The 22853-nt window shown below is 53.2% G+C and carries 23 protein-coding genes; 10 read left to right on the forward strand and 13 right to left on the reverse strand.

Annotation, left to right across the window (positions count from 1 at the left end; translation table 11 throughout):
* Window positions 1-16 precede the first annotated feature (16 nt).
* The 6 genes from sfmF to fimA form a co-directional block, all read right to left on the reverse strand.
* Complete coding sequence (gene sfmF, locus ACLJXE_RS05650; protein WP_286628446.1) at window positions 17-535, reverse strand: fimbria assembly protein; 519 nt, start codon at window positions 533-535, stop codon at window positions 17-19.
* Between the two features lie 10 nt (window positions 536-545).
* On the reverse strand, window positions 546-1553 hold the full coding sequence (fimH, locus tag ACLJXE_RS05655) for a type 1 fimbria D-mannose specific adhesin FimH (RefSeq protein WP_410750471.1): 1008 nt from the start codon (window positions 1551-1553) through the stop codon (window positions 546-548).
* A 4-nt stretch (window positions 1554-1557) separates the two neighbouring features.
* The gene (locus ACLJXE_RS05660) at window positions 1558-4179 is read right to left on the reverse strand and encodes a fimbrial biogenesis usher protein (RefSeq protein WP_410750327.1); all 2622 of its coding nucleotides are present in this window, start codon (window positions 4177-4179) and stop codon (window positions 1558-1560) included.
* Window positions 4180-4186: 7 nt separating this feature from the next.
* Entirely contained in the window at window positions 4187-4879 is a 693-nt protein-coding gene (fimC, locus tag ACLJXE_RS05665) for a type 1 fimbria chaperone FimC (protein ID WP_286628448.1), read from the reverse strand.
* A 41-nt stretch (window positions 4880-4920) separates the two neighbouring features.
* Window positions 4921-5454 carry a type 1 fimbrial protein subunit FimI gene (fimI, locus tag ACLJXE_RS05670; RefSeq protein ID WP_410750328.1) on the reverse strand — a complete coding sequence of 178 codons (534 nt, stop codon included), beginning with the start codon at window positions 5452-5454 and terminating at the stop codon, window positions 4921-4923.
* A gap of 77 nt (window positions 5455-5531) precedes the next feature.
* Window positions 5532-6086, reverse strand: a complete 555-nt coding sequence (gene fimA, locus ACLJXE_RS05675; protein ID WP_286628450.1) for a type 1 fimbrial major subunit FimA — start codon at window positions 6084-6086, stop codon at window positions 5532-5534.
* 573 nt (window positions 6087-6659) lie between these two features.
* Here fimA and folD point away from each other — a divergent pair.
* The 3 genes from folD (at window position 6660) to ACLJXE_RS05690 (ending at window position 8389) form a co-directional block, all read left to right on the forward strand.
* On the forward strand, window positions 6660-7526 hold the full coding sequence (folD, locus tag ACLJXE_RS05680; RefSeq protein ID WP_003021887.1) for a bifunctional methylenetetrahydrofolate dehydrogenase/methenyltetrahydrofolate cyclohydrolase FolD: 867 nt from the start codon (window positions 6660-6662) through the stop codon (window positions 7524-7526).
* A 1-nt stretch (window position 7527) separates the two neighbouring features.
* A complete protein-coding gene (gene ybcJ / locus ACLJXE_RS05685; protein WP_410750329.1) occupies window positions 7528-7740 on the forward strand; it encodes a ribosome-associated protein YbcJ in 213 nt (70 codons plus the stop codon).
* A gap of 124 nt (window positions 7741-7864) precedes the next feature.
* Entirely contained in the window at window positions 7865-8389 is a 525-nt protein-coding gene (locus ACLJXE_RS05690; RefSeq protein ID WP_410750330.1) for a metal-dependent hydrolase, read from the forward strand.
* Window positions 8390-8432: 43 nt separating this feature from the next.
* Here the strand turns inward: ACLJXE_RS05690 and cysS are convergent, their stop codons facing one another.
* The gene (gene cysS, locus ACLJXE_RS05695; RefSeq protein WP_286628452.1) at window positions 8433-9818 is read right to left on the reverse strand and encodes a cysteine--tRNA ligase; all 1386 of its coding nucleotides are present in this window, start codon (window positions 9816-9818) and stop codon (window positions 8433-8435) included.
* Between the two features lie 173 nt (window positions 9819-9991).
* On the opposite strand from cysS, the gene ppiB reads away from it, so the two are divergent.
* From ppiB to mnmH, 5 genes are all read left to right on the forward strand, one after another.
* Window positions 9992-10486 (forward strand): peptidylprolyl isomerase B, encoded by a 495-nt coding sequence (ppiB, locus tag ACLJXE_RS05700; protein ID WP_003021875.1) that lies wholly within the window; start codon window positions 9992-9994, stop codon window positions 10484-10486.
* Between the two features lie 2 nt (window positions 10487-10488).
* Window positions 10489-11211, forward strand: a complete 723-nt coding sequence (gene lpxH / locus ACLJXE_RS05705; protein ID WP_286628453.1) for a UDP-2,3-diacylglucosamine diphosphatase — start codon at window positions 10489-10491, stop codon at window positions 11209-11211.
* A gap of 239 nt (window positions 11212-11450) precedes the next feature.
* On the forward strand, window positions 11451-11960 hold the full coding sequence (purE, locus tag ACLJXE_RS05710; RefSeq protein ID WP_286628454.1) for a 5-(carboxyamino)imidazole ribonucleotide mutase: 510 nt from the start codon (window positions 11451-11453) through the stop codon (window positions 11958-11960).
* The gene (gene purK / locus ACLJXE_RS05715) at window positions 11957-13024 is read left to right on the forward strand and encodes a 5-(carboxyamino)imidazole ribonucleotide synthase (protein ID WP_410750331.1); all 1068 of its coding nucleotides are present in this window, start codon (window positions 11957-11959) and stop codon (window positions 13022-13024) included. The genes purE and purK overlap by 4 nt, the downstream gene beginning before the upstream one ends.
* Window positions 13025-13120: 96 nt before the next feature.
* The gene (gene mnmH, locus ACLJXE_RS05720) at window positions 13121-14206 is read left to right on the forward strand and encodes a tRNA 2-selenouridine(34) synthase MnmH (RefSeq protein WP_410750332.1); all 1086 of its coding nucleotides are present in this window, start codon (window positions 13121-13123) and stop codon (window positions 14204-14206) included.
* Here the strand turns inward: mnmH and ACLJXE_RS05725 are convergent.
* From ACLJXE_RS05725 to ybbA, 6 genes are all read right to left on the reverse strand, one after another.
* Window positions 14203-14862: a methionine ABC transporter permease gene (locus tag ACLJXE_RS05725; RefSeq protein ID WP_005125237.1), complete on the reverse strand. Its 660-nt coding sequence runs from the start codon at window positions 14860-14862 to the stop codon at window positions 14203-14205. The genes mnmH and ACLJXE_RS05725 overlap by 4 nt on opposite strands.
* On the reverse strand, window positions 14855-15871 hold the full coding sequence (sfbB, locus tag ACLJXE_RS05730; RefSeq protein ID WP_286628457.1) for a virulence-associated ABC transporter ATP-binding protein SfbB: 1017 nt from the start codon (window positions 15869-15871) through the stop codon (window positions 14855-14857). The genes ACLJXE_RS05725 and sfbB overlap by 8 nt, the downstream gene beginning before the upstream one ends.
* Before the next feature lie 62 nt (window positions 15872-15933).
* Complete coding sequence (locus ACLJXE_RS05735) at window positions 15934-16764, reverse strand: MetQ/NlpA family ABC transporter substrate-binding protein (protein WP_271454002.1); 831 nt, start codon at window positions 16762-16764, stop codon at window positions 15934-15936.
* 246 nt (window positions 16765-17010) lie between these two features.
* On the reverse strand, window positions 17011-18144 hold the full coding sequence (locus ACLJXE_RS05740; protein ID WP_137384586.1) for a porin: 1134 nt from the start codon (window positions 18142-18144) through the stop codon (window positions 17011-17013).
* 187 nt (window positions 18145-18331) lie between these two features.
* Window positions 18332-20746, reverse strand: a complete 2415-nt coding sequence (ybbP, locus tag ACLJXE_RS05745; RefSeq protein ID WP_410750333.1) for a putative ABC transporter permease subunit YbbP — start codon at window positions 20744-20746, stop codon at window positions 18332-18334.
* A complete protein-coding gene (gene ybbA, locus ACLJXE_RS05750; RefSeq protein ID WP_271441944.1) occupies window positions 20743-21429 on the reverse strand; it encodes a putative ABC transporter ATP-binding protein YbbA in 687 nt (228 codons plus the stop codon). The genes ybbP and ybbA overlap by 4 nt, the downstream gene beginning before the upstream one ends.
* Between ybbA and tesA the strand changes: the two genes are divergently transcribed.
* Together tesA and ACLJXE_RS05760 are read left to right on the forward strand one after the other, a co-directional pair.
* A complete protein-coding gene (tesA, locus tag ACLJXE_RS05755) occupies window positions 21397-22023 on the forward strand; it encodes a multifunctional acyl-CoA thioesterase I/protease I/lysophospholipase L1 (protein ID WP_286628460.1) in 627 nt (208 codons plus the stop codon). The two genes, ybbA and tesA, sit on opposite strands and share 33 nt — an antisense overlap.
* Before the next feature lie 28 nt (window positions 22024-22051).
* Window positions 22052-22822, forward strand: a complete 771-nt coding sequence (locus tag ACLJXE_RS05760; RefSeq protein WP_286628461.1) for an SDR family oxidoreductase — start codon at window positions 22052-22054, stop codon at window positions 22820-22822.
* The last annotated feature ends 31 nt before the right edge of the window (window positions 22823-22853 follow it).

Genomic DNA, 22853 nt, shown 5'->3' on the forward strand with positions numbered 1-22853 from the left:
TTATCAGCGCATGATGTCAATTGTAGTTAATCATAAACGTAGCATCTGCTTTCGCGATCCCCGGTTGAACGCCATCTGCCAGCGCAATATAGTTGGCAAAAAAAGTCAGCATAGCATTGCCATTTTCATCAATGTTCACTGTCTGGCTGGCTTGTTCAAGCGGTAATCGCGTACGGTCACTATCGTGCAATTCAATCGCGACCTTTTGTGCCATCACGGCATCGTCCAGCGCCAACAACGTGGTACCCGCTGCCGGCGTACCGGAAAAGGTTATCGAGGCCGACCCCGGCGGGCAGCCTTCAAGTTTTAACGTAAAAGGAACCGGTTGGGTCGTATCCCCGGTGGTCTTTAATTGTTTTGTTGGCCAGGTGCCTAATTCAACCAACTTATTGTTATCACTGGCAATAACCGCACAGGTGAAGTCCACGATATTACCGTGTAGTTCGATATTAATCTCACCCAGCGAGGTATCCGCCTGGCATAGCGAACTGGCTGACACTGCGGATATCAATACGAAAAGCGCACGACGTCTCATTGTTCTCTGCTTATTCATAATCAACTCGCAGATAGCCACGGGCGGTGAAGGGCCCTTCTGCTGGTTTATTGCCCGTCACGCTGACTGGCCATGCTCTGATGCCAACCCGTGCGGCAGCGTTATCATCCAACTGAAAGGGAATGGTGCTGGACAGATTATTCGGGGTCAGCGGTTTACCGCTGCTGTCGGCCACGATAAAACCTAAATCGGGGTTGTCCGATATCATCATTTGCCCGGACGCTTTTTCGGCCTCGACCCGCATGGTCAGGTAAGCTTGTGCGGCAACGTTAGTGCACTTTATGGCGACCGTTTTCGTTTGCGTATTGATACCTTCTGGCCGGTTACCGGCCCCCGCCTTGCTGAACAACGAGGCGCCAATATCGCCAAAATCAAACTCCACAATTTGCCCGGCATTCACCTCGCAGTTTTGTGGGACTTCCACCTTGCCGCTGTAGCTTATGGTGTAAACCGGCGTACTCAGCGCATCTCCCGTGCTGGTTGTGACGTAGACACTGAACATCGTCTGTCGCGGGATCGGTACCATGTTGATAAATGAGCGAATCACTTTTAATTTAAATACCAGCTTAGAATCCATCACGCCAAAAGGCTGCTGTTTGGAAACGTTTGGGTGATTCCCCATGCGGATATAATTGCGAGGGGGATAAAACAACCCGGCGTAGCTGTCGGTAATACTCATGGCCCCCAACAGGTAATCATTGAGTTTCAAATACTGAAAGCTATTTTCCGTACTTTGCACAGTGAGATCTGTCACATAACTTCGGTAGGTGTAATTCACCGTCGTCCCTGCCGGGCAGGTTGCATTCACCCCAACCCAGCCTGACTTTTCAGGCAATGTCACTACCTGGCCCGGTTGGTTATTGCTGCTGTTAAAAACATTCGACAGATCGTAATAAACGTCCGTTGGCGTTCCGTTCGAATTATGGCAGACCGTCGCCCATGACGTATTAGCTATAAGCAGTAAAGCGCTTCCCAGTAGCAGACCGGTTTGTCGTTTCATCATATTATCCCTGTCGTGCCGACGGTCGTTGGCACGTCACGTTGGTGAGCGTTACAGCCTGTTTCAGGCTCTCTTCAGGCAAGGTGTAGTGCGCTTCACAGCGTGCATTTGCGCTTTCACCCCATTGGATCAGCAAGTTGCCTTTGAGCGGCAGACCACTCAGATAAATTTGTCCATCTTCCCCCACCATGCTGGTGACACCGCTCGTGGTTTCGCGTACCACCGACCCAAATGGCACTGGTTTTCCATCCCGGTTAACCGTAATAAGCGCACGCACGCCAATGCGTGTATCAAACGCCGCACGTACCAGTGCCCCCTGCGTTGGCACGACGCTGCTAACGTTATTTTCCACATCAGTGTTGTTATTCATTGAATTGGTATCCAGCGCGACGCGGTTGTAGCGATAAACGGTGGCATACGGCATGACCGCGTAGCCACGCCAGTCGGTCTGCACGCCGGTCTGGTTTTCTATCCGCACTCCCTGGGCCCCAGGTGCTTTTATCAGTACGTTGGTATCGCCCAGTGGTTGGCTGAGCGTAATGCCGTCCGCATGTCCGATGACACCCCCGGAGAGTTGCCAGTTATAGTCATGCTGGTCACGGTCATAGTTGTAACCCACGCCCAGCGTGCCATAGGCCGCCTGCCAGTTCGCGTTGGCGCTCCCGCTGTACCCGTTGGAGCTGCTGTGACCCTGATTTACGCTGTAGCTGAGATTACGCCCATCTAACAGCGTGCCGCCAATACCGCTTTGCCAGCTGTTTTGTCCATTGCTGTTACGGTTCGCATTGAAAGTGGCATAGGTGCGATCGAGTGCGTTATCACGTGAGTAGCGCCGCCCGGTCAGCAGACTGAACGGAACGGACACATTGAAGGCCAGGATGCGGTCGGTATCGGAGATCCCGACCGATTCATTCCATGACCAGGAGAGTGAATAGCTAATCCCCTGCCAACCGCTGGCATACCCCAACTGGTACCAGGTATTGGTATCTGAGGTATTCCAGTACGTTTGCTGGCTACCCGAGACATACAGTGAACCGTAATCGCCAAGGTTCTGCGAAATGTTGATCTGAAAACGGCCCTTTTTGCTGTAACTCAGATTGTGATAGCTCTTCACCTGTGGAACATCGTGGCGATTCCCTTCGCTGTCATATTCGTACTCGTAACTTTCCATACTGCGATACGCCACATCATCGAGGGTATAAAACCCGCGCGTCGAATAGCGGTACCCCAACAACTGGAAGTTAGTACCGAAGTTGTTCAATGATTTTGCATACAGAAAACGCAGCGATTGCCCCTGATGCGTACTGTCATCCGCCAGTTGGCTACGGGCATGCGTTACATCGACAGAGACGGCTCCCCAGTCCCCCAGGTTGCGGCCGGTGCCTAACACCAGTGCGGTGTAGCGTGAAGCTAACTGCGTGCCGCCATACGCGGTATACCCTTCGGGCAGCCCGGCGATTAACGTTCCCTGGAAAAAGAATGGCGAAGACTGCTGGCTATTACCGCTACGAAAATCCCCAGCGACAACGTCATATTTGAAACGCCCTTCACGCTGTAGCAGAGGTACCGTGGAATACGGCACCGTATAGCGCTGTTGGCTGCCGTCCTTCTCATCAACCGTTACGTCCAGGTCACCACTCGACGAGGTGGGGTTGAGATCGGTTATCGAAAAAGCGCCTGGCGAAACATAGCTTTGATAAATCACGTAGCCATTCTGGCGAATAGTCAGTTTCGCTGCGGTACGCGCAATCCCACGGACGGTTGGCGCGTAGCCCTGTAAACTGTCGGGATACATGCTGTCGGACGAGTAGAGACGCGCACCACGAAAACCGATGCTGTCAAAAACGTCGTTGCCAGTGTTACTGTCACCCATCACCAGCTCACCCTTCAGCGGAATAATCGCGCGCTGAAGCCATGTGCCAATATTTTTCCAGCTTTGCGAATGGTAGCCGTCACCTTTCGAGTAGTTCCATGCACCGTTATTCCTCAGCCGCCATGGGCCATAGTTCAGGCCGCTTAACATGCTTAAGAAATAGCTGTCGGTATCGCTGCCGCGACTGCCGGTAAAGCTGTAGTTAACCAGCGCCGCCGGAATACCCTCATCCCACTCCTCTGGTGGAATATAACCACGCGCGCTGTTCAACATTGAAGCTTGCGGCAGGCTGACATTTAAGCGCAGCGTAGAAAAATCGAAGGCAATTTCGCTACCAGGAATCGTCTCTGGCAAATTAATACAGGTAGTGTTCGCATCCTGACTGAGTGCCGGAAACGCAGTGATATTGACGCCAAGGCGTTTAACCCAGTCGAGATCAAAGCACGGCATCAGCCCGCCGGATTTTTCTCCGGCTTTCCCCGCGCTGGTGGCGAAACGAATATCCTGGGTGGCCACAAACTCATCATTGCGCCAGATATCCACACGATAAACACCTTCAGGCTGGTGATTCCCTTTTTCGAAACGAGACAAATCCGCCACGGTAGCGGTATCCGCAGATAAAAACGCCGGATTGAAATAGCTTTCACCATGGCTAAAGGAGGGAAAGAGCGCGGCCAGCGTGGACAACGCCACCCCCGCCAGCGGTGGCGTAACCCCCGGTAACAGGCCAGGAAAATACGTTGTCTTATTCATCGTTTTCTCAACGCACGCTAACCGTTTTAGCGGTGGTTACTGCGCCATAATCGTTCACCGTCTGGAACGTCACGTTTCCCTGAACGCCAGTCGGCAACAGGACCTGCGTGTCATTTTTCGGCGCAACCATGACGTTATCAATCTTCGTATTTCCGACATTGAGATTGACCAGCGTGACGTAATACGCTGACGGGTTGGTGATTTTCAGGTGGTTGCCGGTCCGGGAAAACTGCAGCATGCCTGGCGCATCTTCGGCGATTTGTGGCAGATTATTTGGGCGGACAAAGAGTTTGATGCGGGACAAAATCGCCAGTTGCAGAACGTTTTTCCCCTCAAGGCTGTTTTTATTGACCGACGGAATCGCCTTCACATTCATCCAGAACAGCGATTCACGGTCTTTGGGCAGCGGCTCGCCCGCGTAGATAATACGCAGCGTGTTTTCGCTTTTAGGTTCACTGACAAACAGCGGTGGAGTGACCACAAACGATTTATCTTTGATGCCTGCGCTGTTCTCGATCCATGAATTAATCAGGAAACGTTCTTTGGTATCACTATTACTAATGGCGAGGGACGTTTGTTTGGCCTCGGCAGGATAAATAACACGAGTTGCACCTAATGCAATTCCTCCAGATGCCTGCACACTGGTGGCAGAAAATAAGGCCAGTAAAATGATAAAGCCTGATTTTAGATAATTAAACATAGCTACAAATACCTTTGGCGTGATTATCGTCAGGAAATAAATCAGGGATACACCAACGTAAACCACACATCTGAACGAAGCGTTCCCGGCGTTATATATTCCGAGACAGCCCGATAGCGAGCAGTGAAATGAAACGTCATCTCTTGCGTTAAAATCGGGGCATAATGAAGCGGCAGCGCATTCGGAATTATTTGTCGTTGCCGCTCATCAAATAACGCCAAACCAATCCCCGAAGCCGCAGACGCCTCGCCGCTGGCAAGAAAAACCTGTGGATCTTCGGCTGGCGTCACGCCCGCAAAGGCAATCCCCACGTGGTCATAAACATCAGCACTACACGACGTCAGGCGCAACGAAAACGGTACGCTGGTAGAGGCAAAGCTTCCCGTCCCGGAAAACGCGTTAGTGCGATACTGCCCCATCTGCACCCGTAAACTCTGGCTGTCCGTGGCAACCGTACAGGCGCCATTAACAAGCTGCCCACGTAAATGAAGACGGCCACTTTCCAGTATCACTGTGTGTGCAAACGCCGGCATTACGCAGACTATTCCCGCCAGCGCTACGCCTTTCCCTATCATCTGCCACATCCTTCATCATCCCCGGATAGTGCCTCATCCATTGAGGCGGTAGTCTTCCTTGCGCAAATCAGAACGGCTTATTCGTATTTCATGATGAAGGTGGCATCGGCGTTTGCCTGGCCTGGTGTGGCGCCAGCGGTAGTCGCTTTATAACGCGCGGAGAAACGCAGGGTGTTGGTCCCTTCTACCAGAGCCTGGGCAGTAGAGAAGGTTGCACCATCTGGTTTCAGTGCGGTGGACGTGTTGTCCAGGATTTCGATCCCTACACCGCCCGCTGTGGTGGTGTTATTCCCTGAAGAAACAGCCAGCAGGGCCGAGTTAGTGGCATCCGCCTGACCAGAGAAAGCAACAGCAGCAGTCGCAGCAACTTTCGGGTCACAGTCGTTCAGCACGATGGAGAACGGAATCTGCGCCGTGGTATCACCGACAGCGGTGAAGCTGGCAGTACGATATTGGCCTAATGTGACAACCTGGTCGGCTGACTGAGTGCTCACTGCACAGGCTGCATTAACCAGTTCACCTTCAAAGTGAACCGTACCGCCGCTCACGCTTACCGGATCTGCCGCCACCGCTGCGCCCGCCATTAACATCATGCTGGCAAAAACAGAAGAGGTCATTAATTTACGTTTCATGGATTTCCCTTGAATTACACACATCCGGCTCCAGCATCCTGCGGGATCCGTTTGAATCATTATCGACATTAAATGTCAGGCAAATTATCTCTGCGTCCTGTAAAGATATATATCGAGAGAGAATTAGCGAAACGTGTACCCCCACTCTCCTGAGCATTTGATTCACTAATTAATCTTCACGAATATGACAATTCGTCACAGGGATAAATTAAACATTTCAATTAATGAAAAATACCTGTAATTCCTTTTAATGATCCTGGCTTATTCTTATTGGACTCTAAGAAAATTCCGGGTAGAAATGAGGCAAAAACAGCCATAACAAGACGTAACAGTCTGGTTTCTGAGATATTACCCATGAAAATACCAGGGTGATGAGTTGTTTCATTTAGGTTAAGTTTCATTAGCATGCTCATGAATCACGCGCCAACTTCCAACGCCTGTTGCCGCTCTCACTGGCTACGCGAAACACTCACCGCACGTAAAAACGCAAACGAAAACTGACAGCACGCCCCGCTTCTGACAAAATAGTCACATCCCCTTCGACTTAACGTAACAGACGGAATCCTCTCTCTGATGGCAGCAAAGATTATTGACGGTAAAACGATTGCGCAGCAGGTGCGCTCTGAGGTTGCTCAAAAAGTTCAGGCGCGTTTAGCGGCTGGATTACGCGCCCCAGGACTGGCTGTTGTGCTGGTAGGTAGCAACCCGGCTTCGCAGATTTACGTGGCAAGTAAACGCAAAGCCTGCGACGAAGTGGGGTTTGTCTCCCGCTCCTATGACCTGCCTGAAACCACCAGCGAGGCGGAGCTTCTTGAGCTGATCGATACGCTCAATGCAGATACCACCATCGATGGTATCCTGGTACAACTGCCGTTGCCGGCGGGTATTGACAACGTCAAAGTTCTGGAGCGTATCGCACCGGACAAAGACGTTGACGGTTTCCATCCGTATAACGTCGGTCGTTTGTGCCAACGCGCACCGCGCCTGCGCCCATGTACCCCACGCGGTATCGTGACCCTGCTTGAACGCTACAACATCGACACTTATGGTCTGAACGCCGTGGTGATTGGCGCCTCCAATATTGTCGGTCGCCCAATGAGCATGGAGTTGCTGCTGGCGGGTTGCACCACCACGGTCACCCACCGATTCACGAAGGATCTGCGTCGACACGTCGAACACGCCGACTTACTGATTGTTGCCGTTGGCAAACCGGGTTTTATTCCGGGTGAGTGGATCAAAGAAGGTGCAATTGTGATTGATGTCGGCATCAACCGTCTGGAGAATGGTAAGGTTGTTGGCGATGTGGTCTTTGAGGATGCTGCCGCACGTGCGTCGTATATTACGCCTGTGCCAGGTGGCGTTGGCCCAATGACTGTCGCCACGCTTATCGAAAACACGCTGCAGGCGTGTGTTGAATATCATGATGTAAAGGACGTTTAAGATGGCCACATTTTCACTGGGTAAACACCCTCACGTTGAACTCTGCGATTTGCTGAAGCTGGAAGGCTGGAGCGAAAGCGGCGCCCAGGCAAAAATTGCTATTGGCGAAGGGTTGGTGAAGGTCAATGGTGTTGTAGAAACGCGTAAGCGCTGCAAAATCGTTGCCGGACAGACCGTCAGCTTTGAAGGTCACAGCATTAACGTCGTCGCGTGATCCCAGGTGCCGGATGACGGTTTGTACCTTATCCGGCCCGTTCCCCGCATTTTCAGATAATTAACTTCACCATCACTTCACACCAGACTGTTAGCATGTTGTTTTCTCATTCGAAGCGACCATCATGCCAACCATCGTTACCCATGCAGCCGTACCGCTTTGCTTAGGATTGGGTCTGGGACTCAAAGCCATTCCACCACGCTTGTTGTTTGCCGGGGTTGTGCTGGCAATGCTGCCAGACGCCGACGTTCTGTCGTTTAAGTTCGGCGTCGCCTACGGCAACGTGTTTGGTCACCGTGGATTTACCCACTCGCTATTGTTCGCCTTCGTGGTGCCGCTACTGTGCGTAATGATTGGCCGACGATGGTTTAAAGCTGGTCTGATTCGCTACTGGCTATTCCTGACGGTTTCACTGCTGTCACACAGTTTGCTTGATTCAGTGACAACCGGAGGGAAAGGCGTTGGCTGGCTGTGGCCGTGGTCAGATGAACGCTTCTTTGCACCGTGGCAGGTGATTAAGGTCGCGCCGTTTGCGCTGTCGCGCTACGCCACGCCGTACGGGCATCAGGTGATTATTTCGGAATTGATGTGGGTATGGCTACCAGGAGCCGTCATGATGGGTGTGCTGTGGTGGTATAGAAAGCACTAATTTGCCGAATGGCGACGCATTACGCCATCCGGCAATATGAGACTTACTTACGACGCCAGGTGGTTCCTTGTGGACCATCTTCCAGCACAATACCCATTTCGTTCAGGCGGTCACGTGCAGCATCCGCCGCTGCCCAGTCTTTCGCTTTACGGGCATCTAAACGCTGTTGAATCAACGCTTCGATTTCAGCCACTTCACCGTCATCCGCCTGCGCACCGCTTTGCAGGAATGTTTCTGGCTCCTGTTCCAGCAGACCCAGTACGCCGGACAGCTTACGCAGATGCGAAGCCATAGCGTTAGCCGCGGCCATATCTTCGCCCTTCAGACGGTTAACTTCACGCGCCATGTCAAACAGCACGGAGTAGGCCTCCGGCGTATTAAAGTCATCGTCCATTGCTTCAATGAAACGCGCCTCAAAGGCTTCGCCACCGGCTGGCGCCACGGACTTGTCGGTGCCGCGCAGCGCGGTATACAAGCGCTCCAGCGCTGAGCGAGCCTGTTTCAGGTTCTCTTCGCTGTAGTTCAGTTGGCTACGATAATGACCAGACATCAGGAAATAGCGAATGGTTTCGGCATCATAATATTTCAGCACGTCGCGAACGGTGAAGAAGTTGCCCAGTGATTTGGACATTTTCTCACGATCAACCATCACCATCCCGGAGTGCATCCAGTAATTTACGTATTCACCGTCATGCGCACAGGTGGACTGCGCAATTTCGTTTTCATGGTGCGGGAACATCAGGTCAGAGCCGCCGCCGTGAATATCGAAATGGTTACCCAGCTGTTTGCAATTCATCGCCGAACATTCAATGTGCCAGCCCGGACGGCCTGCGCCCCACGGAGATGGCCAGCTCGGCTCACCCTCTTTGGACATTTTCCACAGCACGAAGTCCATCGGGTTACGCTTCACATCAACCACATCAACACGCGCACCCGCCTGCAGCTGATCCAGGTCCTGACGTGACAACTGACCGTAATTCGGGTCGGTCGGTACGTCGAACATGACATCGCCGTTATCGGCAACGTAAGCGTGACCTTTGGCAATCAGCTGTTCGGTGATTTCAATAATCTCAGGGATATGATGCGTAGCACGCGGTTCAAGATCCGGACGCAGAATATTCAGCGCATCGAAATCGTTGTGCATTTCCGCAATCATGCGATCAACCAGCGCCACAAAGCTCTCGCCATTTTCATTAGCGCGCTTAATGATTTTGTCGTCGATATCGGTAATGTTGCGCACATACTTCAGCTTGTAGCCGAGGAAGCGCAGATAACGGGCAACAACGTCGAAAGAAACAAAGGTACGCCCGTGTCCAATATGACAGAGATCGTAAACGGTGATGCCACACACGTACATGCCGACTTCCCCGGCATGAATGGGTTTGAATTCCTCTTTTTGGCGCGTCAGTGTATTAAAGATTTTTAACATCGAAGATTCCGTGTAGACGTGTGTGGATAACAAAGCCCTATAATACCTATAAATTGGCCCCGAAGCAGCACACTTTGCAAGGTGATCGAACCTTGCGGTTATGCTATAACAAGCCCCTATCATGTGACCCTGACCAGGGTCGAAGCACCACTCTATCGGAACAGGATGCAAAAATGGTTACTTTCCACACTAATCACGGCGATATCGTAATCAAAACGTTTGATGATAAAGCGCCTGAAACAGTTAAAAACTTCCTGGACTACTGCCGCGAAGGTTTTTACAACAACACCATTTTCCACCGTGTTATTAACGGTTTCATGATCCAGGGCGGCGGTTTTGAGCCGGGCATGAAGCAAAAAGCCACGAAAGAAGCTATCAAAAACGAAGCCAACAACGGTCTGAAAAACACCCGTGGAACGCTGGCAATGGCGCGTACTCAGGCTCCGCACTCCGCGACGGCTCAGTTCTTCATCAACGTTGCTGATAACGACTTCCTGAACTTCTCCGGCGAAAGCATGCAGGGCTGGGGCTACTGTGTATTCGCTGAAGTTGTTGAAGGTATGGATGTCGTTGATAAAATCAAAGGCGTTTCCACCGGTCGCAGCGGTATGCATCAGGATGTACCAAAAGAAGACGTTATCATCGAAAACGTGACCGTCAGCGAGTAATCGTGACGACACTGTTTATTGCAGATCTCCATCTCTGCACGGAAGAACCGGCGATCACCGCCGGTTTTCTGCGTTTTTTAGCCGGCGATGCACGAAAGGCCGATGCGCTGTACATTCTTGGCGATCTGTTTGAAGCCTGGATAGGCGATGACGATCCCAATCCCCTACATCGTGAAATGGCCGCAGCGATAAAAGCGCTGACAGATTCCGGTGTTCCCTGCTTTTTCATTCATGGCAATCGTGATTTTCTGATCGGCAAGCGTTTTGCCCGTGAGAGCGGCATGACCCTGTTACCTCAGGAAAAAGTGCTCAACCTGTATGGTCGCAACGTACTGATCATGCATGGCGACACATTGTGCACCGACGATACAGGCTATCAGGCATTTCGCGCTAAGGTTCATCAGCCCTGGCTACAAAAACTGTTTCTCTCCCTGCCATTATTCATTCGCCAACGTATTGCCGCGAAGATGCGCGCCAACAGCAAAGCCGCCAACAGCAGCAAGTCGCTGGAGATCATGGATGTGAATCCACAGGCCGTCATTACCGAAATGGAGAAACATCAGGTCCAGTGGTTAATTCACGGTCATACCCATCGCCCGGCAGTCCACGAACTCACGGCCAATGCACAACCCGCTTTTCGCGTGGTGTTAGGTGCCTGGCACACCGAAGGTTCGATGATTAAAGTCACACCTGACGACGTTGAACTGATCGCTTTTCCATTTTAATTCTGCAGATACCCAGTTCCTCTTTACACAAAACTATTCGAGTTGCATCGAGGCGGCAAATCTGTGAGTCCCCCGGAGCTTACAAAAGTAAGTGCTGGGGTGAGCAGATACAGCCAACAAAGAGGCAGCCTGAAGAGTGAAGTGTAAAGCAACGCAATCGTTTTCCTTGTTTTTAAAACGTGCTATTCTCTCTCGCCTCTAAAGCAGTGTGAAGCACACCCACAGGAGTTTTTAGACGCATGTCTTCCCGCAATAATCCGGCGCGTGTCGCCATCGTGATGGGGTCCAAAAGCGACTGGGCTACCATGCAGTTCGCCGCCGAAATCTTCGAAATGCTGGACGTTCCACACCATGTTGAAGTCGTCTCAGCCCACCGTACTCCTGACAAACTGTTCAGTTTCGCCGAAAGTGCTGAAGAAAACGGTTATCAGGTCATTATTGCGGGAGCTGGCGGTGCAGCGCATCTGCCGGGCATGATTGCAGCGAAAACGCTGGTCCCCGTGTTAGGCGTTCCGGTACAAAGCGCAGCGTTGAGCGGTGTAGATAGCCTGTACTCGATCGTGCAAATGCCACGCGGCATCCCTGTGGGTACGCTGGCGATTGGTAAAGCAGGTGCGGCCAATGCGGCCCTGCTGGCAGCACAAATTCTGGCAACACACGACATAGCATTACATCAGCGTCTGAGCGACTGGCGCAAAGCACAAACCGATGAGGTACTGGAGAACCCGGACCCGCGAGGTGCGGCATGAAGCAGGTCTGCGTACTCGGTAATGGTCAGTTAGGGCGTATGCTGCGTCAGGCCGGCGAGCCGCTGGGCATTGCGGTCTGGCCAGTTGGGCTTGATGCCGAACCCGCCGCCGTTCCCTTTCAGCAAAGCGTGATTACCGCTGAGATCGAGCGCTGGCCGGAAACCGCGTTAACCCGCGAGCTGGCGCGCCATCCGGCGTTCGTGAACCGTGATGTCTTCCCGATTATTGCCGACCGCCTGACGCAAAAGCAGCTTTTTGACAAACTCAACCTGGCAACCGCGCCGTGGCAACTGCTGGCAGAGAAAAGCGAATGGCCTGCGGTATTCGACAAGCTGGGTGAGCTGGCGATTGTCAAACGTCGTGTCGGCGGCTATGACGGTCGCGGTCAGTGGCGTTTGCGCACGAATGAAACTGAACAATTGCCGGATGATTGCTACGGCGAGTGTATCGTCGAGCAAGGCATTAACTTCTCGGGCGAAGTGTCACTGGTAGGCGCTCGTGCACACGACGGCAACACGGTTTTCTATCCGCTGACCCACAACCTGCATCAGGACGGCATTCTGCGTACCAGCGTGGTCTTCCCGCAGGCTAACGCTAAACAACAGGCGCAGGCCGAAGCGATGCTTTCCGCCATCATGCAGGAGCTGGGTTATGTCGGCGTGATGGCAATGGAATGTTTCATTACCCCGGAAGGTCTGCTGATTAACGAACTGGCGCCTCGCGTGCACAACAGCGGGCACTGGACACAAAACGGTGCCAGCATCAGCCAGTTCGAGTTGCACCTGCGAGCCATTACCCAACTACCACTACCAACACCGGTGGTGAATACACCTTCGGTGATGGTGAACCTGATTGGCAGCGACCTGAACTACGACTGGCTGAAGCTGCCGCTGGTGCATCTGCACTGGTATGACAAAGAGGTACGCGAAGGGCGTAAGGTCGGACACCTGAACCTGAGCGACAGCGATACCGCGCGCCTTAGCGCCACGCTGGAAGCGCTCATTCCCCTGCTGCCGCCGGAATACGCCAGCGGAATTATCTGGGCGCAATCAAAGCTGAAATAAGCCATTAATGCCGGGGATTTGATTTTATCCTTCCCCGGCTCCTCTTCAGGCGCGTAAAATCCCCTCCATTGCTGTTTTGTATTTTCAGGATTGAACATGAACGATGGAACGGACTATCGCGCGATTCTGCTCGCCGGTACGCCCTTAATCGATGTACGCGCGCCCGTTGAATTTCAGCAGGGTGCGATGCCGGGTGCAATCAACCTCCCCCTAATGAACGATGACGAACGCGCCGCTGTCGGGACCTGTTACAAACGTCAGGGACCGGAAGCTGCGCTGGCACTTGGGCATCAGCTTGTTAGCGGTGACGTCCGCCAGCAGCGAATGAACGCCTGGCTGGAAGCCTGTCGCCAGCATCCAGAGGGATACTTATGCTGTGCCCGCGGCGGCCAGCGCTCGCACATTGTGCAGCAATGGCTGCGTGAATCCGGCATTGACTACCCGCTGGTACGCGGCGGTTATAAGGCCCTGCGTCAGGCCGCGATACAGATAACCGAAGATTTAGTACAAAAGCCCATCGTCTTAATTGGCGGCTGTACCGGCAGCGGTAAAACGCTGTTGGTACAACAGCAGACAAACGGCGTGGATCTCGAAGGTCTGGCACATCATCGCGGTTCCTCTTTTGGCCGAACCGTTGAACCACAGCTCAGCCAGGCGAGCTTCGAAAACCTGCTGGCGGTCGAAATGCTGAAAACCGACAGCCGCCAGGATCTGCGTTTGTGGGTACTGGAAGATGAAGGCCGCATGATTGGTGCCAATCACCTGCCCGAATGTTTGCGTGATCGTATGACTCAGGCATCTATTGCGGTGGTGGAAGACCCCTTTGAGCTACGCCTGGAGCGACTGCGCGAAGAGTATTTTGTCCGTATGCACCACGATTTCACTCAGGCTTACGGGGAAACTCAGGGCTGGCAGGAGTACAGTGACTATCTGCATCACGGCCTGTTCGCCATCCGCCGCCGTCTGGGGTTACAGCGCTTTGCGGAGCTGACCGCACTGCTGGATGTCGCCCTGCAATCGCAACAAACCGACGGCAACACCGACGCGCATATGGGCTGGCTGGTGCCACTGCTTAACGAATATTACGACCCGATGTATCGCTATCAACTGGAGAAGAAAGCCGCGAAAATCGTTTTTCGCGGCACATGGCAGGATGTGAATGACTGGCTCCAGACGCATTAATGTCTGTCGCGTTTATCCGCGCGTTTCGCCAGCCAGTCGCCCAATACCTGAACGACCTGTACCAGAATAATCAGCGCCACCACGGTGACAATCATGACCTGGGTTTCGTAGCGGTAATAACCGAAGCGAATCGCCAGGTCACCTACTCCACCGCCGCCAACAATCCCGGCCATGGCCGAATACCCGATCAGACTGACCAGCGTTATCGTCAAACCACGTAGCAGACCCGCACTGGCTTCCGGTAACAGCACGGTACAAATGATGCGCATCGGACTGGCGCCAAACGCTTCCGCGGCTTCAATAATGCCTTTATCAACCTCACGTAACGCGCTGTCCACCAGTCGGGCATAAAACGCAATCGCCGCCACCGACAGCGGAACAGACGCCGCAATCGGTCCGATGGTGTTCCCGAGCAGAAACTGGGTTAACGGCAGCAACAGCACCAGCAGGATCACAAACGGTACCGAACGGATAATGTTCACCAGCACAGAACTGAGCAGATACACAAAGCGGTTCTGCCAGAATAAATGGCGGTCGGTCACGAAGATTAAAAAGCCCAGAGGCAGGCCGCCAACGATCGCCAGTACGGTTGAGATACTCAGCATCTGGAAGGTTTCATTAAACGCCAGCGTCAAATCCGGCAATAAATCATCCACGAATCACCTCCACCTGTGCGGTACGTTGACGAATATGTTCCACAGCGGCATCGACCGCCGCAGGGTTATGCGGCGCGGTCAGTTGCACGACCAAAATACCCAGCGCCCGTTCGCCGATATATTCAATTTTGCCGTGCAGAATGTTCACCGCAACGCCAAACTTTACCGCCACTTCAGACAGCACCGGCTGTTCCGCTGAGTCGCCGATAAATAAAATTTTCAGCAGTTGTCCAGGCAGATGTTGCCGCAGTCTCTCCGGGAGTGTCAGATTAAGCGTGTGCGAAACCAGTTGCTGAGTAAAAGCGTGCTGCGGGTGGGCAAAGACATCAAACACCTCACCTGACTCCACCACCTTGCCGCCGGACATGACCGCCACGCGATCGCAAATGGATTTGATCACATTCATCTCGTGAGTGATCAGCACGATCGTGATCCCCAGTTGTTGGTTGATCTGTTTGAGCAGAGCCAGAATGGTGGCCGATGTTTCCAGATCTAACGCAGAAGTCGGTTCATCGCAAAGCAGTACATCCGGGTGGTTGGCTATGGCGCGGGCAATACCCACGCGCTGTTTTTGCCCACCACTGAGCTGTACCGGAAAACGGTTTGCTTTATCCGCTAACCCGACCAGCGCCAGAATTTCCGCCACGCGCGGGGCGATTTTGCTGCGTTCCCATCCGGCAGCCTTCAGGCTGAAAGCAACGTTTTGCGCCACCGTGCGGGTGTGCATCAAATTAAAGTGCTGAAAAATCATCCCAATACGCTGACGGGCCTTACGTAAGTGCGTTCCTTCCAGCGCTGAAATTTCAACACCGTTCACCTTCACGCTTCCCTGGCTTGGGCGCGTTAAGGCGTTCAGGGTGCGCAGCAACGTACTTTTCCCCGCCCCGCTGGTCCCGACAATACCGAATATTTCACCTGCGCCGATACGCAGGCTGACCTCATCAACCGCCCGGGTTGACGGTCCACGGCCTGCGCTGAAATCCACGCAAACCTTCTCTATCTCAATCATACCGACCTCAGAAATGCGAAAAGGGCAGTCGTTGCTGCCCCGTTAAACTTTAAGCGCAGCGATTATTGGGCTGCCGTCATCCATTCCGGTTTCTGGAAGGCGCTATAGATATTTTTCGGATCGTCTATCACCGCACGATAAGCCGGAGATTTCACCGCTTCAACAATGTCTTTGGCGAACGGTTTATCTGCATCTTCACTGCGTACCGCAATGATATTTTTCAGGTTTTCATCCAGATGTTCTTGCTTGATCGCACTGGCGAGATCCAGTTTTGCCGCAACCGCAAAGTTACCGTTAACCAGTGCCCCGGTCACACCATCCAGCGTACGCGGCAACTGCGCGGCTTCCAGTGGTTTAAACACCAGCCCTTTCGGGTTACTGGCGATATCACGTTCAGAGGCTTTAGTGGGATCAATATTGTCTTTGATGGTGATAAGGTCGATAGATTGCAGGAAGCGCAAACCGCGGGCCAGGTTGGTTGGATCGTTTGACAGGGTAATGACATCCCCTTTCTTCAGCTCATCCAGGCTCTTGATTTTATGCGAGTAAAAACCCATCCCCGCCGTTGGAACAACGATGAGCTTACTCAATTTCAACCCTTTATCGGCAGTGAATTTGTCAAAATAAAGCGAGTGCTGAAACAGGTTTGCGTCAATGCTGCCGTTGGAGAGCGCCATGTTTGGCTGAACATAGTCGCTAAATTCGCGCACCACCACCTTGTAGCCTTTCTCTTTCAACGTAGGGGCAATGGCTTGTTTTACCATATCGCCGTACGGACCCGGTGCGACGCCAAACACGATGGTATGCGGGTCACTGTTCGCATGAGCAAACTGTAATCCGCAGGCCAGCAACAGTGCTCCGGTCGCGACGCGTAAACTCTGACGCAATCCCATAATCTCTCCATTTTAACGTTGTGGTGTCATGTCTCACGCCGTTCTTGCGGCGTTGTTGTTGTTAACCTGTTTAACAGGCTGATTGTTAACATGACACAGATCACAACCTGCTGTCCTTGAAATTATTTCATGATGTTGCGAGATATGTCGTTGAATATACGCAGAAGGTACTTATGTGTTTTTCAGCAAAGGAGAGTAAAAAACCGGATAACCCTCTGGTTACCCGGTTTTGGAAGGGAAATTGACTTAGAAGTCGTAACGCAGACGAACCAGGTTCATATCACCCAGGTTGTCGGTGCTGGAGGTAAAGACGTGTTCGTAATCAACACGGAAACCGTAATCCAGCTGGAAGCTGATACCCAGGCCGTTGTCGGTACGCAGGTAGTTACGACCATTCACGTATTCAATACGATCGCCCATGAAGTAAGGCTGAACAGATTTCAGCGCATACTGACCGACCGGGAAGGTGTAACCCGCGAAGTATTCCAGACCCCAGGCATCACCGGCGAAGTAGTCGTTTACAGACACTTTTTTGGTGGTCATGAAGTTCTGATACCAGCCGCCGCCCAGCGAGAAGGTCCAGTTATCCGGTTTCCAGCTCAGCGCGGTACCGACGATGTTTTGATCGTAAGTTTTGCTGGTGTTGCCACGCATCTCGGCGCGGGTGTAGTTCCACGCCGTACCCCAGGTCAGGTCATCCGTAATGTGATAATCCACACCCAGTGAACCGCCGCCTTTACGTTTGTAACGCAAACCGTTGTTCGGGTTGTAGTCATCGCTGAACAGATAAGACGCGTAAAGATCAACATCGCCTACCGTATTTTTATATTTCAGTGATTTACGTGTACGATAGGAACCATCGTAGTCGCCGTTGATCCCGTTACCTGGTGCCTGGCCGATCATGTCGTAATCCCAGATATCCGTTTTCGCGCCAACCACATCATAGTAGATGCTGTTCTGTTGACCGAAGGTCAGCGTACCCCAGGTCGCGCTCTTCAGACCGGTGTACAGCATACGGCGCGTGGTATCGTTGGCGCCGTCAGCATAGTGATTATCCCAGTTGAACATGGCCGGGAAGTTAACGCCCAGCTCGTAGTAGCTTACCCAACTGATGTCATCAAACAGATAGTAATCAGCAGCGAAACGGAAACGAGTACCGCCGTCGAAACCATTACGTTTGTAACCATTCTTACCATCATCGCCAGCCATATTCTGGAACTGCGGACGAATACTCCCGCCAACGGTGAAGTTAAGACGACTCAGCGGATTGCCCGCCTGCGGATCTTGTTTCAGGACCGTGATTTCCGCCTGAGAGGCGAAAGTCGTTAATGCCACTGCTGCGCCGATCGATACTGCCAGCGCTGTTTTTTTTATAGTCATTATTTTTACCTTGATAGATAGCCTGCCAATTATTCAGCATACAAATATTAACTTTTATTAATACTCTCGTGTTGTCGGGTTTTTATTGATTTGTGCTGTTAAATATCAAGGAGTTATCAATTTGTGCTCTATAGAAAAAAAATACGCACCGATGGCAAAATCGGTGCGTATTCATCACGGAAATGAATTAGTTACTGAACTGACGGAAAAGTGCTTTGCCTTTTAACAGGCGCGAGCCGAGCCATCCACCGCATAGGGAGAGTAGCAACGCCCCACAGAAGGGTAATACTACCCACAGTCGCCAGTCAGGTTCCCAAGGGAAATCAAAGACTTTTGTTTGCAGAACCGCCAGCGCCGTTTCCGCACCTATGGCCGCCACCAGTCCGGCGACCATCCCGAGCATAGCGAACTCGCACCACAGTGTGGTACGCAGCAGCTTCTTGCCCGCGCCCAGCGTACGCCAGACCACCAGTTCCTGATGACGCTGACGCATCCCCACCTGAACCTGCGCCAGCAGCAATAACATGCCACACGCAGTGACCAGAACCACCATCACCTCCAGCGCCCGGCTCACCTGCTCAAGTACCTGACTCACCTGTTTGAGAATAGCGCCAATATCCAGCAGGCTGATGGTCGGAAATTCCCGGTTAAGCTGCGTCAGCATGCCGTTACCGTTCTCCCAGCGAAAGCTGGTCAGCCAACTTTGCGGCTGCCCGTCCAGCGCACCGGATGGGAAGATAAAGAAAAAGTTTGGTCGCAGGCTTTCCCAGTCCACTTTGCGCAGACTGCTTACCGTGGCACTGAAATCCTGGGTGTCCCCCATAAAGGTCACACGATCGCCGAGCTTCACGTTCAGCCGCTTCGCCAGCCCCTCTTCCATCGACACTTCACCCGCTTTTGGCGGCCAGCTTCCGGCGGTAATCGGGTTATGATCCGGCCGGGTATCCTGCCAGGTCAGATTAAGCTCACGGTTCAGCGCCTCATCCTGATGACCTTCGGTTGCCTTGTCATTGATAGCCGTCAGACGCGCCCGCACTATCGGGTAGAACGACTCCGGGATCACCTGATGTTCAGCCAGGAACGCTTTCAGCGGCACCACCTGCTCGCTGGCGATGTTAATAAGGAAGTAGTTGGGGCTTTCTGGCGGCATTTGCTGCTGCCAGCGATCGAGCAGATCGCCACGCAGTACCAACAGCAGCGCCAGCAGCATAAAGGAAAGCGAAAAAGCCGATAGCTGGCTCAGCGTCGACCACGGCTGGCGTAACAGACGACTGACCGCTAAACGGAGCGGTAGCGATGTTAACGTCAGACCACGCAGTACGTTGAGCAGCATCCAGCCCAGCACGCCGCACAAGAGCGCCAGTACAACCGCGCCGGCCAGCACCGCCCACAGCAGCATGCTTCCCCCCATCAGCCCGGCCAGTAGCGCGACCACAACGATCAATACCACAGGCAAATAGAATTTCAGTGGCCAGACGTTGGCAACGACATCACGACGCAGTACCCGCAATGGCTGTGTCGCCAGCAGCAGCCGATAAGGACGTAGCCCCACCAACAGGGAAATGACAGTCATCGTGCCTAATGCCCACAGCCACGGCCACAGGCTGGCAGGCGGCAACTCGCCGGGCAGAACCGGTTTGAGCAACACCACCAGGACACGTTCAAATAACAGCCCAAACAGCCCCCCGGTCACACCAGACAGCGTCAGCACCATCAGCCACTGCCCGATAATCAGCTTGCGCAGCTGTAGCCTGCCCGCGCCGAGTGTTTTCAGAATAGCCACCAGGTCGTAACGACTACGGCAATAATGGCTCATCGCCACGGCAACGGCAGCAACCGCCAGCAGCAGCGTTAACAGTGCCGACAGCAGCAGAAACTGTTGCGAACGTTCGAGGGATTTCCCCAATGCGCCTTCATCCTGCTCCAGCCCGTACCAGCGCTGTTCCGGTTTTAGCTGCGGCAACAGCCACTGTTCATAGCCTTCTAATTGCTGCGGTGTCCCGCCAAATTTATAGCGCCAGGTCACCCGGCTTCCCGGCTGGACCGCCCCCGTTTTTTCAACATCCGCCATGTTCATCATCAGACGCGGCGCTATCTGGAACGGATTAAAGCCAGAGTCAGGTTCTTGCACCACTTCACCCGCGATGCGCAACGTGGCATCGCCGACATCAATGGCGTCTCCGATTTTTAAGTTGAGCAGCGCCATCAGACGCGGAGCCAGCAGCACCGAGCCTGGCTGCGGTTTCAGTCCTGGCGGATGGGTTTGTAGCGTGCCATACATCGGATACACGCTATCTACCGCTTTGACGTTCGCCAATTGCGGCGTGTCCTGGGCAAAGGTCATGGTGGCAAAAGTCAGTTGCTCCCCCACCCGCAGACCACGCTGTCGCGCCTCGTCAATCCAGGCTTTCGGCACATCCCGCGAGCTTTGCAGCGCCCGATCGCCCGCCATGAATTCACGACTTTGCTGGCTCAGACCTTTTTCCATTCGGTCACTGATGTTACCCAGCGCAAGGACACAGGCCACCGCCAGACTCAGTGCCAGCCAGACTATCAGTAATGAAGGCGAGCGCCATTCGCGCCAGAACCAGCGTGCTATCATGCCTCCTCCTGCAACAACCCGTTCACCAGACGTAAACGCCGATCGCAGCGCGCCGCCAGTTGTGGGTCGTGCGTCACCAGAATCAGGGTCGTGCCGTGTTCGCGGTTCAAAGAAAACAGCAGATCGGCAATTTTGTCCCCAGTCTGCCGATCCAGATTGCCCGTAGGTTCATCGGCAAACAGGACATCAGGGCGCCCATTAAACGCCCTTGCCAGTGCCACACGCTGCTGCTCACCACCGGAAAGCTGAGCTGGAAGATGGTCGAGACGTTTTCCCAGACCCAATTGTTCAAGCAGCGTTTTCGCACCATCGCGGCTTTTCCCACTGTGTTCTCCCCGCAACAGTGCAGGAAGCTCAACGTTCTCCAGTGCGTTCAGCGTTGGAATTAACATGAATGACTGGAAGACAAAGCCAACATGTCGCGCCCGTAACTGCGCCCGGGCTTCCTCGTCCATGGTATGCAGCGCCTGCCCCACCAGACTCACTTCACCGCTGGAACCATCGTCCAGCCCGGCAAGGATCGCCAGTAGCGTGGATTTCCCCGATCCTGATTCGCCAATCAGCGCAATGGTCTCGGCGCGTTTGACAACCAGTTCAACTCCGGTAAGGATGGATAGCTCGTGATCACCCTGACCGACGGATTTCTTAAGATGATGAACTTCAACAATGTTTTCCGCTGGCATTTGCCTTTCCTGTTCCTGGTTCTGTTAACTTTCCGCGCCGCCGCGGCGGACACGTTACTTATTCTGGGTGACAGCCTGAGCGCCGGATACCGTATGTCAGCCAGTGCAGCGTGGCCTGCACTGCTTAATGATAAATGGCACAGCAGAACACCGGTGGTAAATGCCAGTATTAGCGGCGATACCTCGCAGCAGGGTCTGGCCCGTCTGCCCGCATTACTGCAACAACATCAGCCGCGCTGGGTGCTGGTCGAACTGGGTGGCAATGATGGCCTGCGCGGGTTTGCACCTGCCCAAACTGAACAAACCCTGCGTACCATTTTGCAGGACGTAAAAGCGGCGAATGCCGAACCGCTGCTGATGCAAATTCGTCTGCCAGCTAACTACGGTCGCCGTTATAATGAAACCTTTAGCGCGATTTATCCCAAGCTTGCCAAAGAGTTTGATATTCCTCTGCTGCCCTTTTTTATGGAAGAGGTCTATCTGAAACCCCAATGGATGCAGGATGATGGTATCCATCCTAATCGTGACGCCCAGCCGTTTATTGCCGACTGGATGGCGAAACAATTGACCCCTTTAGTAAATCACGACTCGTAAATCAACGGAGATCCTGACAGGTAAAGTTATGCAAAAATCGGTCTTAATAACAGGATGTTCCAGTGGTATTGGCCTGGAAAGTGCGCTTGAGCTTAAACGCCAGGGTTTTCGAATTCTGGCTGGCTGCCGCAAACCTGAGGATGTCGCGCGCATGAACGGCATGGGATTCACCGGCATATTGCTGGATCTGGACTCATCAGAAAGCGTGGATCGCGCCGCCGATGAGGTGATAGCCCTGACCGATAACCGTTTGTATGGGATCTTTAACAACGCCGGATTCGGCGTTTACGGCCCGCTGCCCACCATCAGCCGCGAGCAAATGGAACAGCAGTTTTCTGCCAACTTCTTTGGCGCACATCAGCTCACCATGCGTCTGCTACCCGCCATGTTACCTCATGGCGAAGGGCGTATTGTGATGACCTCTTCAGTCATGGGATTAATTTCCACGCCAGGCCGTGGCGCGTATGCCGCCAGCAAATATGCGCTGGAAGCCTGGTCCGATGCGCTGCGGATGGAACTGCGCCATAGCGGAATTAAGGTCAGCCTGATTGAACCCGGCCCTATTCGCACTCGCTTTACTGAAAACGTCAACCAGACCCAGAGTGATAAGCCTGTCGAGAACCCCGGTATTGCTGCACGGTTTACATTGGGTCCGGAAGCCGTTGTCGCCAAAGTACGCCATGCTTTTGAGAGCGACAAACCCAAATTGCGTTATCCCGTTACGCTGGTGACCTGGGCTGTGACATTGCTCAAACGTCTGCTGCCGGGCCGCGCAATGGACAAAATTTTACACGGCTGAGTTGAAGCCTGCTCGTCAGCCCCCATGTAGA

The sequence above is a fragment of the Citrobacter sp. U14242 genome (assembly GCF_046555775.1).
Classification (GTDB): domain Bacteria; phylum Pseudomonadota; class Gammaproteobacteria; order Enterobacterales; family Enterobacteriaceae; genus Citrobacter.

Excerpts from the sequence above, each read along its gene's own strand:
- fimI (WP_410750328.1), bottom strand. The coding sequence starts at position 5,454 with ATGATAGGGAAAGGCGTAGCGCTGGCGGGAATAGTCTGCGTAATGCCG.
- fimH (WP_410750471.1), bottom strand. The coding sequence starts at position 1,553 with ATGAAACGACAAACCGGTCTGCTACTGGGAAGCGCTTTACTGCTTATA.
- ACLJXE_RS05690 (WP_410750330.1), top strand. The coding sequence starts at position 7,865 with ATGCCAACCATCGTTACCCATGCAGCCGTACCGCTTTGCTTAGGATTG.
- ybbP (WP_410750333.1), bottom strand. The coding sequence starts at position 20,746 with ATGATAGCACGCTGGTTCTGGCGCGAATGGCGCTCGCCTTCATTACTG.
- tesA (WP_286628460.1), top strand. The coding sequence starts at position 21,397 with ATGATGAACTTCAACAATGTTTTCCGCTGGCATTTGCCTTTCCTGTTC.
- sfbB (WP_286628457.1), bottom strand. The coding sequence starts at position 15,871 with ATGATTGAGATAGAGAAGGTTTGCGTGGATTTCAGCGCAGGCCGTGGA.
- mnmH (WP_410750332.1), top strand. The coding sequence starts at position 13,121 with ATGAACGATGGAACGGACTATCGCGCGATTCTGCTCGCCGGTACGCCC.
- fimA (WP_286628450.1), bottom strand. The coding sequence starts at position 6,086 with ATGAAACGTAAATTAATGACCTCTTCTGTTTTTGCCAGCATGATGTTA.
- cysS (WP_286628452.1), bottom strand. The coding sequence starts at position 9,818 with ATGTTAAAAATCTTTAATACACTGACGCGCCAAAAAGAGGAATTCAAA.
- ACLJXE_RS05760 (WP_286628461.1), top strand. The coding sequence starts at position 22,052 with ATGCAAAAATCGGTCTTAATAACAGGATGTTCCAGTGGTATTGGCCTG.
- purE (WP_286628454.1), top strand. The coding sequence starts at position 11,451 with ATGTCTTCCCGCAATAATCCGGCGCGTGTCGCCATCGTGATGGGGTCC.
- ACLJXE_RS05660 (WP_410750327.1), bottom strand. The coding sequence starts at position 4,179 with ATGAATAAGACAACGTATTTTCCTGGCCTGTTACCGGGGGTTACGCCA.
- purK (WP_410750331.1), top strand. The coding sequence starts at position 11,957 with ATGAAGCAGGTCTGCGTACTCGGTAATGGTCAGTTAGGGCGTATGCTG.
- ybbA (WP_271441944.1), bottom strand. The coding sequence starts at position 21,429 with ATGCCAGCGGAAAACATTGTTGAAGTTCATCATCTTAAGAAATCCGTC.
- ACLJXE_RS05735 (WP_271454002.1), bottom strand. The coding sequence starts at position 16,764 with ATGGGATTGCGTCAGAGTTTACGCGTCGCGACCGGAGCACTGTTGCTG.
- folD (WP_003021887.1), top strand. The coding sequence starts at position 6,660 with ATGGCAGCAAAGATTATTGACGGTAAAACGATTGCGCAGCAGGTGCGC.
- ACLJXE_RS05740 (WP_137384586.1), bottom strand. The coding sequence starts at position 18,144 with ATGACTATAAAAAAAACAGCGCTGGCAGTATCGATCGGCGCAGCAGTG.
- ybcJ (WP_410750329.1), top strand. The coding sequence starts at position 7,528 with ATGGCCACATTTTCACTGGGTAAACACCCTCACGTTGAACTCTGCGAT.
- ppiB (WP_003021875.1), top strand. The coding sequence starts at position 9,992 with ATGGTTACTTTCCACACTAATCACGGCGATATCGTAATCAAAACGTTT.
- sfmF (WP_286628446.1), bottom strand. The coding sequence starts at position 535 with ATGAGACGTCGTGCGCTTTTCGTATTGATATCCGCAGTGTCAGCCAGT.
- fimC (WP_286628448.1), bottom strand. The coding sequence starts at position 4,879 with ATGTTTAATTATCTAAAATCAGGCTTTATCATTTTACTGGCCTTATTT.